Annotated in this window: 10 protein-coding genes; all 10 read left to right on the forward strand. The window is 72.1% G+C overall.

Annotation, left to right across the window (positions count from 1 at the left end; translation table 11 throughout):
* Window positions 1-267 precede the first annotated feature (267 nt).
* Window positions 268-1,584: an ammonium transporter gene (locus tag Mco01_RS13595; protein WP_275410489.1), complete on the forward strand. Its 1,317-nt coding sequence runs from the start codon at window positions 268-270 to the stop codon at window positions 1,582-1,584.
* Window positions 1,581-1,919, forward strand: a complete 339-nt coding sequence (locus tag Mco01_RS13600; protein WP_036327230.1) for a P-II family nitrogen regulator — start codon at window positions 1,581-1,583, stop codon at window positions 1,917-1,919. Before Mco01_RS13595 ends, Mco01_RS13600 begins: the two co-directional genes overlap by 4 nt.
* Window positions 1,920-1,926: 7 nt before the next feature.
* Window positions 1,927-4,233: a [protein-PII] uridylyltransferase gene (locus tag Mco01_RS13605; RefSeq protein WP_204057248.1), complete on the forward strand. Its 2,307-nt coding sequence runs from the start codon at window positions 1,927-1,929 to the stop codon at window positions 4,231-4,233.
* Window positions 4,234-4,465: 232 nt separating this feature from the next.
* The gene (locus tag Mco01_RS13610; RefSeq protein WP_204057249.1) at window positions 4,466-7,540 is read left to right on the forward strand and encodes a sensor histidine kinase; all 3,075 of its coding nucleotides are present in this window, start codon (window positions 4,466-4,468) and stop codon (window positions 7,538-7,540) included.
* Window positions 7,537-7,956: a roadblock/LC7 domain-containing protein gene (locus Mco01_RS13615; protein ID WP_036327223.1), complete on the forward strand. Its 420-nt coding sequence runs from the start codon at window positions 7,537-7,539 to the stop codon at window positions 7,954-7,956. The genes Mco01_RS13610 and Mco01_RS13615 overlap by 4 nt, the downstream gene beginning before the upstream one ends.
* An 18-nt stretch (window positions 7,957-7,974) precedes the next feature.
* A complete protein-coding gene (locus tag Mco01_RS13620; protein WP_036327221.1) occupies window positions 7,975-8,334 on the forward strand; it encodes a DUF742 domain-containing protein in 360 nt (119 codons plus the stop codon).
* The gene (locus Mco01_RS13625) at window positions 8,315-8,899 is read left to right on the forward strand and encodes a GTP-binding protein (RefSeq protein WP_036327219.1); all 585 of its coding nucleotides are present in this window, start codon (window positions 8,315-8,317) and stop codon (window positions 8,897-8,899) included. The genes Mco01_RS13620 and Mco01_RS13625 overlap by 20 nt, the downstream gene beginning before the upstream one ends.
* A 420-nt stretch (window positions 8,900-9,319) precedes the next feature.
* Entirely contained in the window at window positions 9,320-12,475 is a 3,156-nt protein-coding gene (locus tag Mco01_RS39090) for a sensor histidine kinase (RefSeq protein ID WP_239103587.1), read from the forward strand.
* A complete protein-coding gene (locus Mco01_RS13635; protein WP_036327217.1) occupies window positions 12,472-12,894 on the forward strand; it encodes a roadblock/LC7 domain-containing protein in 423 nt (140 codons plus the stop codon). The genes Mco01_RS39090 and Mco01_RS13635 overlap by 4 nt, the downstream gene beginning before the upstream one ends.
* A gap of 132 nt (window positions 12,895-13,026) precedes the next feature.
* A partial coding sequence (locus Mco01_RS13640) for a DUF742 domain-containing protein (protein ID WP_239103588.1) occupies window positions 13,027-13,287 on the forward strand: 261 nt, incomplete at its 3' end.

Below are 13,287 nucleotides of genomic sequence, written 5' to 3' on the forward strand. Positions count from 1 at the left end.
GTGCGCGTTTCTGTGTTCTTGAACGGCCCGAAACGCGGATGAAACATCACCGTGCCGAGTTTCACACATGCGAAACACGCAGAGTCGCGACCTGAAACGGCGGAAGAACACGCTGTCGCCAACGTCAGTGCGCCAGCCGGTCGACCCCCGCGCACGGCGACAGCTCCGGGCCCGCGGAGAGTCGCCGTGAACCGGGGCCACCCCCCGGACGAAGCCACTGCGGGAGCGATAACCGGCCACACGCCAATTGTAAGGAGGGCCGCGTCGGTGAAGATCGATACCGGCACCACCGCCTGGATGATCACGGCAACCGCGCTCGTGCTGCTGATGACTCCGGGCCTCGCGTTCTTCTACGGGGGCATGACCAGGGCGAAGAGCGTCCTGAACATGATGATGATGTCGTTCGTCAGCATCATCACGGTAACCATCGCATGGGTTCTGTACGGGCACACCATCGCCTTCACGACGTTCGGCGACGCCGACAGCTTCACCAACAAGCTCATCGGCGGTTTCGACGCCGTGGGGCTGCAGAGCCTGGTGGACACCGCGACCAAGGACGACGGCACCGGCATGCCGAGCCTCGTGTTCTCGGCGTTCCAGCTCACCTTCGCCATCATCACCGTGGCCCTCATCAGCGGTGCGATCGCCGACCGGGCGAAGTTCGGGGCGTGGGTGGTCTTCTCCGTGGTGTGGGCGACGCTGGTGTACTTCCCCGTGGCGCACTGGGTGTGGGGCGGCGGCTGGCTGGCCGGCCTCGGCATCGAGGACTTCGCGGGCGGCACGGTCGTCCACGTGAACGCCGGTGCCGCGGGTCTCGCACTGGCGCTGGTCCTCGGCAAGCGCTCCGGCTGGCGCAAGGACCCGATGCGCCCGCACAACCTGACGCTGGTCCTGCTCGGCGTCGGCCTCCTGTGGTTCGGCTGGTTCGGCTTCAACGCCGGCTCCGAGCTCGCGGTCGACGGCACCGCCGGCCTCGCGTTCATGAACACCCAGGTCGCCACGGCCGCCGCGGCCGGCGCCTGGATCCTCGTCGAGAAGCTCCGCGACGGGCACTCGACCACGCTCGGCGTCGCCTCCGGCGCGGTCGCCGGCCTCGTGGCCATCACCCCCGCCTGCGGCTTCGTCGACCCCTGGGCCGCCGTGGTCCTGGGCGCCCTCGCCGGCGCGGTCTGCGCGTACGCGGTGGGCCTCAAGTACCGCGTCGGCTTCGACGACTCCCTCGACGTGGTCGGCGTCCACCTGGTCGGCGGCGCGCTCGGCGCGGTCTCCCTCGGCATCATCGCCCGGTACCCCTTCGCCGACGGCCAGAACAAGGGCCTCATCTACGCGGGCCCGATCTCCCAGCTCGGCGTCCAGATCCTCGGCCCGGTCGCGGTCGGCCTGTACTCCTTCGTGATGGCCTACGTGATCGGTAAGATCATCGACAAGACCATCGGCTTCCGCGTCACCCAGGAGGACGAGGTCACCGGCATCGACATCACCACCCACGCCGAGACCGGATACGACCTCGGCACCATCCACTCCTCCGGGGTGGCCTCCGTCAACGGGCCCGTCCCGGCTGAGGCGAAGAAGGTCGACGCATGAAACTCATCACCGCAGTGATCAAGCCGTTCAAGCTCGACGACGTCAAAGCGGCGCTGGAGCAGTTCGGGATCAAGGGCATGACCGTCTCCGAGGCGAGCGGGTACGGCCGGCAGCGCGGCCACACCGAGGTCTACCGCGGCGCCGAGTACCAGGTCGACCTGGTGCCCAAGGTCCGGGTCGAGGTGCTGGCCGAGGAGGACGACGCCGAGGACGTCATCGACGTCATCGTCAAGGCCGCCCAGACCGGCAAGATCGGCGACGGCAAGGTGTGGTCCGTCCCGGTGGACGCCGTGGTCCGGGTCCGCACGGGGGAGCGCGGGCCGGAGGCCCTGTAACCGGATGATGAGAGGGGAAGCTCGCTCGTTCGCCGCGGCCCGCAAGGACCGGGCCGCGGACATCGACCGGTGGCTCACCGATCTGTTCCGCACGGCGGCCACCGGGCCTTACGCCCGTGACGGACTGAGCGGATCGGGGGCCACGGGCTTCCCGGAGGAGCGCGGCTCCGCGGGTCCCAACGGGATCGGCGGGGTCGCCCTCGTCGCCGTGGGCAGCCTGGGGCGGGGAGAGCTCGCCCCGGGCAGCGACCTCGACCTGGTCCTCCTCCACAACGGCCGGGACGACGTGGCCCGGATCGCCGACCGCATCTGGTACCCCATCTGGGACTCCGGGGTCGGCCTGGACCACTCGGTCCGCACCGTCGACGAGGCGGTGAAGGTGGCCAGGGAGGACCTCAAGGCCGTCCTCGGGCTCATCCAGGCGCGGCACGTCGTCGGCGACCCGGAGCTCACGCGGGCCGTCCGCGAGGCCGTGCTCGCCGAGTGGCGGGCCGACTCGCGGCGCAGGCTGGCCGAGCTGCGCGCGGCCGCCGACAAGCGGGCGGAGGCCGGCGGGGAGCTGGCCTTCCTTCTCGAACCCGACCTCAAGGACTCCAGGGGCGGCATCCGCGACGTGCAGGCCATGCAGGCCGTCGCCGCCGCGTGGGTCGCCTCCGCGCCCGGCCCGCGCGTCCGGGAGGCGTACGAGCTGCTGCTGGACATCCGGCACGGCCTGCACCTGGTCACCGCGCGCGGCACCGACCGCCTCGTCCTGCAGGAGCAGGACGCCGTCGCCGGCACGCTCGGCATGCTGGACGCCGAGGCGCTGATGCGCCGTCTCGCCGAGGCGGGCCGCACGATCTCCCACTCCTTCGACGCCACCTGGCGCACGGTCGACCGGCTCCTGACCGGTCCCGCGCCCCGCGGGAGGCGGCCCCTCGCCGACGGCGTGGTCGAGCACGGCGGCGAGGTCGTGCTGGCCCGCGGAGTGAACCCCCGCACCGACCCGACGCTGGTCCTGCGCGCCGCCGCGGCCGCCGCGGAGGCGGGCCTGCCGCTCGCCCCGGCCACCGTGTCGGCGCTCGCCGCCCAGTCGCCGCCGCTGCCCGTCCCGTGGCCGCCGGAGGCCAGAGCCGCGCTCGTCGCCCTGCTGGGCGCCGGCCGGGCCGCCGTGCCCGTGTGGGAGGAGCTGGACCAGGCGGGCTTCCTCGTGCGGCTCATCCCCGACTGGGAGCGCGTACGGCACCGCCCCCAGCGCAACCCGGTCCACCGGTACACGGTCGACCGGCATCTGATCGAGACCGCCGCCGGCGCCGCCTCCTTCACCCGCGAGGTCTCCCGGCCCGACCTGCTGCTGATCTCCGCGCTGCTGCACGACATCGGCAAGGGATGGCCCGGCGACCACTCCACGACCGGCGAGATCGTCGCGCGCGACATCGGGACCCGGATCGGCCTTCCCCCCGCGGACGTCGAGGTGCTCGCCACCGTGGTCCGCCACCACCTCCTGCTGCCCGAGACCGCGACCCGCCGCGACCTGGACGACCCGGTCACGATCGCCAGGGTCGCCGAGGCCGTCGGGTCGCGGGAGGTCCTCGAACTGCTGGCCGCGCTCGCCGTGTGCGACGGGCACGCCACCGGGCCGGCGGCCTGGAACTCCTGGAAGGCGTCCCTCGTCTCCGACCTGGTGCGCCGGGTGCGCTCCGTGCTGTCCGGCACGCCGCCCGTCCCCGCGCCGGTCCTGTCGGAGGAGCAGGCCGCGCTCGCCCGGCACGGCGGCGGCGCGGTGCGGGTCAACGGCACGGCCGTCACCGTGGTCGCGCCCGACCGTCCCGGCCTGCTGTGGCGGGCGGCGGGAGTCCTGGCCGCGCACCGGATGGTCGTGCGCTCGGCCTCGGCCGCCTCGGCCGGCGCGACCGCGGTCATCGAGTTCGCCGTCGTCCCCGAGTACGGCACGCCGCCGGACCCCGCCACGCTGGAGGCCGACCTGCGCCTGGTCCTGGCCGGCCGCCTCGACATCGAGCAGCGCCTGGCCCGGCGGGCCAGGTCCGTGCGCCCGCCCCGGGTGCCGGTCGCCCCGCCCCGAGTCACCCTGGTGGACGACGCGTCCACCACCGCCACGGTGGTGGAGGTGCGCGCCCACGACCGTCCGGGACTCCTGTGGCGTATCGGACGGGCGTTCGGGGAGTGCGGCCTTGACGTACGAGCGGCGCGAGTGGAGACTCTGGGCGCAGAAGCGGTGGATGTCTTCTATGTGGCGGATCGTACTGGCCGCCCGATCACCGACGAGCAACAGCGTCTCCAGGTACGGGAGCACGTCCTCGCTGCTCTGCGATGAGTCGGGCGACGATCCTCTTACCTCTTGGTAACAATTAAGGTGCTGCGACAGGGGTAGGGCCGCAGGCCGTCGTGACCTTGTGGTCGAATTGTCCCCGCTTATATAGCTGTGTCACTTCATGCTGTCCAGACGCGTGAAGGCGAGCCGAAAGATGGCGGGGCCGGTGAGCATGGAGCAGTCGAATACCGATAACCGCAGGCGGAAGAGGCGTCTCTCGCCGCGGAACTGGCGGGTGCCCACCCGGTTGACCGCCCTGATCGTGGCCCCCACGCTGGTCGCGGTGCTACTCGCGAGTATCCGGGTCGTCGGCTCGATCGACAGCCTGAACGGTTACCAGCGGACCAGGTCGGCGGCGGAGTACTCCCTCCACCTGAGGGACCTGGCCGAGCAGCTCGGGCTGGAGCGCGACCTCTTCGTGTGGGGCGGCAACCGCCAGCGCAAGTTCAACATCGACGGGCAGACCGAGGTGACCCGCAACCAGCAGCGGGCGACGGTCGACCCGCTGGTCGAGCAGGTGAAGGCCGACCTCAGGAACATCGACGAGGGCTTCGGGGCGCGCGCGGTCGAGCAGGCCCAGCAGGCCGAGAGCCGCATCGAGAGCCTGCGCGGCATCCGGGCGAACGGCGCCCCCGAGGACTACAGCGCGATCATCGCGAACCTCCTGCGCCTGCAGGACGAGCTCAGCAACACCAACGAGGACGCCGAGATCGTCGGCAACGAGCGGGCCCTCGCGGGTCTCGCCCACGCCAAGGAGGAGGTCGCCCTCCAGCGCTCGATGCTCACGCGCGAGCTGCTGGAGCGCAACGAGCAGTTCACCACCGTCGAGCTGCAGGACTTCCTGGCCTCCCAGTCACGCCAGACGGGCTATCTGGCCACGTTCTACACCGAGGCGCCGCCGGCCGAGAGCAGCCGGCTGGTGACCCTGTTCGGCGACAAGGACGTGGTCAACAGCGAGCTGACCAAGTCGTGGGCGCTGACCCTCGGTCTGCAGAACCAGTCGCTGAGCAGCTACCGGGGCCGGGACAAGACGGCCCAGGGGTGGTTCCAGGACAGCACGAAGTCCATCGAGCAGATGCACACCGTCGAGCAGCGGGTGTCGGGCTTCGTGCTCGACCGGGCCCGCGAGCTGCAGTCGGCCGAGCAGCGCAACGCCCTCATCGCCGGCGCGCTCATCCTGGCCCTGCTGCTGCTCGTCCTGGCGACCACCGTGCTCATCGCCCGCTCGATGGTGTCGCCGCTGCGCCGCCTGCGGGCCGAGGCGCTCGACATCGCGGGAAGGCGGCTGCCCGACGTGGTGCGCAAGATGCGCGAGTCGGACGACCCCTCCCGCGAGGCCCAGGTGCAGCCGATCTCCGTCGGCACCGAGGACGAGATCGGTGAAGTGGCGCAGGCGTTCGACGAGGTCCACGCCCAGGCCGTGCGCCTGGCGGCCGAGGAGTCCCGCCTGCGCGCCAACGTCAACGCGATGTTCGTGAACCTGTCGCGCCGTACGCAGACGCTGGTGGAACGGCAGATCTCGCTGATCGACGGCCTGGAGCGGGGCGAGGAGGACGGCGGCCGCCTGTCCGACCTGTTCAAGCTCGACCACCTGGCCACCCGCATGCGCCGCAACAGTGAGAACCTCCTGGTCCTCGCCGGCCACGAGCCGCCGCGCAAGCGGAGCCAGCCCGCCCGCCTCGTGGACGTCGTCCGCGCGTCGCTGTCGGAGGTCGAGGACTACGAGCGGGTCGTGGTCCGCGTGCACCGGGGCATCGCCCTGGCGGGCCACGCGGCCAACGACGTGGTCCACCTGCTCGCGGAGCTGGTGGAGAACGCCATCGCGTTCTCCCCGCGCAACACCAAGGTCGTGGTGTCCAGCAGCCCGGTCGAGGGCGGCGCGGTCATGCTCGGCGTGACGGACGCCGGCATCGGCATGTCGCCCGAGGAGATGGCGGAGATCAACCGCCGCCTCGCCGAGCCGCCGACGATCGACGTGTCGGTGTCCCGGCGGATGGGCCTGTTCGTGGTCGGCCGCCTGGCACTGCGCCACGGCATCCGCGTCCAGCTCCGCCGCGGTGACGTCGCCGGCGTCATCGCCATGGTGCTGTTCCCCGCCCAGCTCGTCTCCAGCGCCGACCAGGCCGTCGCCGGGGCGGGAGGCCTGGGCGGCGCCCAGACGACCGGCAACCTGGCGGTACGGCAGGCCTTCGCCGACCCCGGCCCCGGCGCCGGCTTCGAACCGTGGAGCGGCGGCCCCCGCGTCCCCGGCGCCAACGGGCTGCCGTCGCGGCGGGCGCCCCTCGAGAACGGCGCCTCCCCGGGCTTCGGGACCGGTCCGCTGGCTCCCGAGGCCCCGCAGGCCCCCGCTTTCGGTACGGGCCCGCTGGCTCCCGAGGCGCCCGCTTTCGGGACCGGTCCCATCACGCCCGAGGCTCCGGCCGCGCCCGCCTTCGGGACCGGCCCCCTGCCGTCCGAGGTCACCCCGGCCCCGGCGTTCGGGACGGGCCCGCTGCCCCGCCCGGGCGGGAACGGTCCGGCCGCGGGCCTCGGGAACGGCGCGGGCGAGCCCGGCCGCGGCGCCTTCGCGCCGTTCTCCGCGCCCCCGAGGGAGGCTCCGCCGCCCCCGCGTGAGCCGCTCGGCTTCCCGTCGTTCGCCGAGACGGCCGACCCGTCCAGGAGCCCGTCGGCCTTCACCGAGCACTCCGGCGCCTTCCCCGTGGGGGACCCGGGCTCGGTGACCGGGCCGCTGCCCAAGGTCGAGGACTCCCCGCTGGAGCACGGGGACGAGTACCTGCCGATCTTCGCCTCCGTCGAGTCGGCCTGGTTCCGCCGTCCCACGTCGGACGCGAACGGCGCGGGCGCCGGAGCGGGCACGGACACGGGAGCGTTCGCCGTCCCGAGGGCCTCGGCGGCCGGACCGGGCAACGGGATCCCCGGCCCCGGCGGCAACGCCGCGGCGCCCGCGCCGGGCATGCCGTCACGGCACGGCGCGGACCCCGATCCCGCGACGACGGGACCGGTGGTGCTCCCGCCGGACAGCGGATGGCGCTCCCGGGCCGACAGCGGCTACCAGGCGGCGGCCAGTGCCCGGGACCCCCTGCTGGGCGGCGTCACGTCGGCGGGTCTGCCCAAGCGCACACCCAAGGCCAACCTGGTTCCGGGCTCGATCGGGGCGGACGCCCCGGCCGCGTCCGCCCCGCGCCCGCCGATCTCGGCCGACGCGGTGCGCAGCCGCCTTTCCAGCTTCCAGCAGGGTGTACGGCGGGGCAGGGCCCAAGCGGCCGAGGGCTTCGCCGAAGGGTCGGGAAATGAGGAGGAGGGCTCGTGACTGAGCTGAGCGTGGAAGCACGCAGGTTCGACTGGCTGATCACCGAGTTCGTCGGCAGCACGCCCGGCGTCGCGCACGCGGTGGTGGTGTCGTCGGACGGCCTGCGGCTGGCCCAATCTGACGGGTTCCCGCCGGACCGTGCCGACCAGCTCGCCGCGGTCGCCGCCGGCCTTCTCAGCCTCACCGTCGGCGCCTCGCGGGTGTTCGAGGGCGGCTCGGTGACCCAGACGGTCGTCGAGATGCAGCGGGGCCTGCTGCTGGTCATGGCGATCAGCGACGGCTCCTGCCTGGCCGTCCTGGCCGCGCCCGACTGCGACATGGGCCTGGTGGCCTACCAGATGACCCTGCTCGTCGAGCGGGCCGGTCAGGTGCTCACCCCGGCGCTGCGCGCCGAGCTCCAGACGTCACGCCGATGACGGCCGCGGGAGAGGGGCATGCGCGCGGGTGACGGAACAGAGGACGAGCCTCTGTTCCGTCCGTACGCTGTCACCGGCGGGCGTTCCGAGCCGCGTTACCACATGGCGATGGAAACCCTCGTATCATCGGTGACCTTGAAGAGCGATGACTACTCCCTGCTCACTCCAGAGCAGGAATCGATCATGATGCTATGTCGTTCCGTACGATCGGTCGCGGAGGTCTCGGCGCTGCTCCGGGTCCCCCTCGGCGTGGCCCGCGTGCTCATCGCCGACATGGCCGACGAGGGTCTGGTGCGCCTGCACATGCCTCAGCTGAACCAGGGGCAGCCAGACCTCAACCTGCTCGAAAGGGTGCTCAGTGGACTACGCAGGCTCTAGTCGTGGTCTGACCTCGACGAAGATCGTCGTGGCGGGTGGGTTCGGCGTCGGCAAGACGACCTTCGTCGGGGCCGTCTCCGAGATCCTTCCTCTGACGACGGAAGCCGTGATGACCGACGCCAGCGCGGGCATCGACGACCTCGGCCTCACTCCGAACAAGACGACGACCACCGTCGCCATGGACTTCGGCCGGCTCTCGCTGGACCAGGACCTGATCCTGTACCTGTTCGGGACGCCGGGCCAGCACCGCTTCTGGTTCATGTGGGACGACCTGGTCCGCGGCGCGATCGGGGCGGTCGTGCTCGTCGACAGCCGCAGGCTCGCCGACTGCTTCCCGGCGATCGACTACTTCGAGGAGGCCCAGCTGCCGTTCCTCGTCGCGATGAACGGCTGGGACGGACAGTTCCTCCACTCGGAGGACGAGGTGCGCGAGGCGCTGTCGCTGCCCGCGCAGGTGCCGATCGTGCGCACCGACGCCCGTTCGCGCGAGGCCGTCAAGACGACGCTCATCAGCCTCGTCGAGTACGTCCTGACGGTCCGGGCGGCGTACGGCCGGGCCTACTAGGACGACCGGGACGACCCGGACGACGGGGGCGGCGCCTGCGGGGCGCCGCCCCTCATTCATGCGCCGGATGCCTTGCCCTTGCTCACAGGGCACAATTTGGTAATGATGGCGACCTGATATTTAAGTAATTAACGTCATACCCATGCCTTTCTAGGCTATTTGTGCACGGGTGTTCGGTTGGCCTCCCTGGTGTGGGTGTGCTGCAATTACCCTCGCCTGCAGGACGTCTCTTCTGTCACGAGAGCCACGCCCGTGATGAGACACTCCCCCTGTGCGCAGTTACGGCGAGAGGTTGCGAAGCCTGTGAGGACACTAGACCCCCGGACTGACGAGAGCCCCGGGACAGGGGTTGCGGCTGAGCAGGAGCCAGACGAGGGAAGCCGGTTCCTCCTGCGCAACTGGCGGGTGCGCTCCCGGCTCGTGGCCCTGATCCTCATCCCGACCGTCGCGGCCCTGCTGCTCGGCGGGCTGCGGGTGGCGACCTCCGTCAGCACCGCCGCCGACTACCAGCAGATCAACGACCTGGCGCGGCTCGTGGACGGCGTCGCCGGCCTGACGCACGAGTTACAGGCCGAGCGGGACCGGGCGGCGTGGAACGCGACGATCGGCCGGCCGCAGAAGGCCACCGCCGCCGTCGTGGCCCAGATCGCCCTCGTCGACAAGGCCGCCGCCAGTGTCCGCTCGCTCGCCACGAGCGTCCGCTCGAACGTCGGCAGCCGGGCGGGCGACGAGGTCGAGCACATCCTGGGCAAGCTCGACAGCCTCGAGCCCCTGCGCCAGCAGGCCGTGCAGCGCGGCACCCTGCTGCCGAGCGCGGTGCTGGAACAGTACTCCCTCGTCATCGAGGACCTGCTGGCCCTGCAGGACGAGCTCGCCAAGGGCACGCTGGACGACCAGCTCGCCGCCATGTCCGTGACGCTGTCGGCGCTCGCCAAGGCCAAGGAGGCCGCCTCCGACCAGCGCGGCATCCTCACCACGGTCCTCCCGAACGGCCGATTCGAGCAGGCCCAGCTGCAGGACTTCCTCGGCGCCCTGTCCGCACAGGACCGCGAGCTGCGCACCTTCCGCAAGAACGCCACCCGCGACGAGCGGACCGACTACGACACCACCGTCTCCGGCGGCAAGGTCGACCAGGCCGAGTTCCTGCGCACGCTCGTCCTCGACCGTGCCAACGCGGGCTTCCCCCTCAACAACCCGCACCTCGACCTCACCTCGCGCGACGACACCCGTGAGTGGTACGACGCGATGTCGCAGCCGATCAACCGGATGCGCACGGTCGAGGCGAAGCTCACCTCCGCCATCGTGGCCCGCAGCCAGACGCTGAAGGACGACGAGCAGCAGCGCGCGATCGTCATCGCGGTCGCGGTCGCCCTCCTGCTGATCGCGGTCCTCGTCATCACCACCGGCGTCGCCCGGTCGCTGGTCCGGCCGCTGCGCCGGCTGCGCAGCGAGGCGCTGGAGATCGCGGGTCACCGTCTCCCCGACACCGTCCAGCGGCTCCGCGAGGCGGGCGACGGGTCGGAGACGCCGGCCATCGCGCCGATCGGCGTGGTCGCCCGCGACGAGATCGGGGAAGTGGCGCGGGCCTTCGACGAGGTCCACCGCGAGGCGGTGCGGCTGGCGGGCGACGAGGCCCGGCTGCGCAGCAACGTCAACGCGATGTTCGTGAACCTGTCGCGCCGCACGCAGACCCTCGTGGAACGGCAGCTGTCCCTGATCGACGGGCTGGAGCAGGGCGAGCAGGACGAGCAGCGGCTCGGGAACCTGTTCAAGCTCGACCACCTGGCGACCCGCATGCGCCGCAACAGTGAGAACCTCCTGGTCCTCGCCGGCCAGGAGGCCGCGCGGCGCTGGGGCCAGCCGGTCCCGATCGTCGACGTCGTCCGCGCGTCGCTCTCGGAGGTCGAGGGCTACGAGCGGGTGAACCTCCAGGTGCAGCCCGGCGTGGCGGTCGTCGGCCAGTCGGTCAACGACGTCGTCCACCTCGTCGCGGAGCTGGTCGAGAACGCCATCTCGTTCTCCCCCCGCGAGACGAAGGTCACGGTGTCGAGCAACCGCATCGACGGCGGCGGCCTGATCATCTCGGTGAGCGACCAGGGCATCGGCATGACGGCCGAGGAACTGGGACAGACGAACTACCGGCTCGCCAACCCGCCCGTCGTGGACGTGTCGGTGTCCCGCCGCATGGGCCTGTTCGTGGTCGGCCGCCTGGCGCTGCGCCACGGCATCCGGGTGCAGCTGCGCCAGCAGGACTCCGGCGGCCTGACCGCCATGGTCCTGCTCCCCGAGGCCCTGCTGGCCCAGAGCGGTCCGGCGTTCCCCGGGGTCCCCGGGATGCCGCAGCCGGAGCCGGCCGGCTCGATGCCGTCGATGGGCGCCGGCCCGCAGTTCGGGACGCCGGCCGGGATGCCCGCGTTCGGGGCCCCGGCCCTCGCCAGCCCGACGCCGTTCGAGCCCGCCGCGCGCACACCGGTGTTCGGCTCGGACGCTCCCGGCGTGGGCACCCCGGGCGCCGACCCGTTCGAGCGGGGCCCGTTCGAGACGTTCCCCCGCGAGCCGGTGGGCTTCGAGCAGGACCCGTTCGCCCGCAACCCCTTCGGAGGCGGCGCGCCAGGCGAGTCCGACCCCTTCGCCCGCAACCCGTTCGACTCCGGCTCGTTCGACTCCGGCCCGTTCGACAGGTCGCCGTTCGACCCGGCACCCAAGCAGGAGCAGCGCGGCTTCGACACCGGGCCGTTCGAGCGCAACGCGTTCGAGAAGCCGTCCTTCGACCAGCCGCCCGCCGAAGGCGGGGCCTTCGGCAGGACGCCGTTCGACAGCGGCGCGTTCGACAAGAGCACGTTCGAGAAGACCACGTTCGACAACGACCCCTTCGAGACGACGACGTTCGACGCGAGCCCCTTCGACACCAACCCCTTCGACCGCGGACGGATCGGGGAAGCCCCGGTCGACACGCCATGGCCCGGGCACCTGCCCCCTCCGGGGAGCACGTCCTGGCCGGGCGGGAGCCAGGGCGACGGCGGGTGGCCGGGGCGCTCGGGACGCGGCCCGTTCGACGGTGACGACAACACCGGTCCGCTGCCCGTCGTGCGCACCTCGCCGCTGGAGGCCGAGGAGGAGTTCTTGCCGATCTTCGCGGCGGTGGAGTCCGACTGGTTCAGGAAGGTCGACGGACCGGCGGAAAAGAGCGAGTCCGACGGCGAGGCGCAGCCGGAGGCCAGGACCTGGTCGTCGCCGGCGGACGCGGGCTGGCAGGCCGCCAAGGCGGCCGCGGAGCCCACACTCGGCGGGGTCACGTCCTCCGGCCTGCCCAAGCGCGTGCCGAAGGCCAACCTGGTGCCCGGCTCGGCGACCGCCGGGGCTCCCTCTGGGGAGCCGGTCGCCGCCGCGCCGCCCGTTGCGCCGCCGCCCGTGCTCTCACCGGAGCGCGTGCGCAACCGCCTCTCCAGCTTCCAGCAGGGCGTCCGGCAGGGCCGGGCGGTGGCCCGCGGGGAGGCGGACGAGAACCAGGGATATCCGGGGGCGGCGCCCCTGGGCGACCCACGTGCCCAGGACACCGAGAAGGAGGACACATGAGGGAAATGAGCCAGGCCGCGCGCGGCATCAACTGGTTGATCACGGACTTCGTGAACAACGTGCCGGGCGTGGCGCACACGGTGGTGGTGTCCTCGGACGGGTTGCCGCTGGCGTACTCGGACGGGTTTCCGAAGGATCGGGCGGATCAGCTGGCGGCGGTGGCGGCGGGGTTGATCAGTCTGACGCAGGGGGCGTCCCGGGTGTTCGAGGGCGGTCCGGTGACGCAGACGGTTGTGGAGATGCAGCGGGGGCTGTTGCTGATCATGTCGATCAGCGACGGCTCGTGCCTGGCCGTCCTGGCGTCGGCGGACTCGGACATGGGACTGGTGGCCTACCAGATGACGTTGCTCGTCGAGCGGGCCGGGCAGGTGCTGACGCCCGCCGTCCGCGCCGAGCTCCAGGCGTCCCACCCGCGGTGACCGGCCCCCCGCCGGCGGCCGCCGGCGGTCCGGGCACGACATGGGGCACAGGGCGGGGGAGACGGCCCGGAAGCGGGACGGCCTCGGGGCCGCTGACTTCCGGAGCGAGCACGAGCAGGTCAGGAGGACGGCGTGGCAGGCGGCGGCTGGAACGGTGAGCCCTACCCGCCGGTGGACGACGCCCACCGGTACTACGGCGGCACGAACCCGGTGCCCGCACCCCCCGCCGCACAGGCGGAGCAGAGCTCCCTGGTGCGGCCGTACGCCGTCACCGGTGGGCGGACGGCGCCCCGGATGCAGCTCGCCATGGAGGCACTCGTGTCCTCCGCGACCTCGGTCCACCAGGACCTTTCCATCCTCACCCCGGAACGTCAGGCGATCTGCTCGTTGTGT

This window comes from Microbispora corallina (assembly GCF_016863035.1).
GTDB lineage: Bacteria > Actinomycetota > Actinomycetes > Streptosporangiales > Streptosporangiaceae > Microbispora > Microbispora corallina.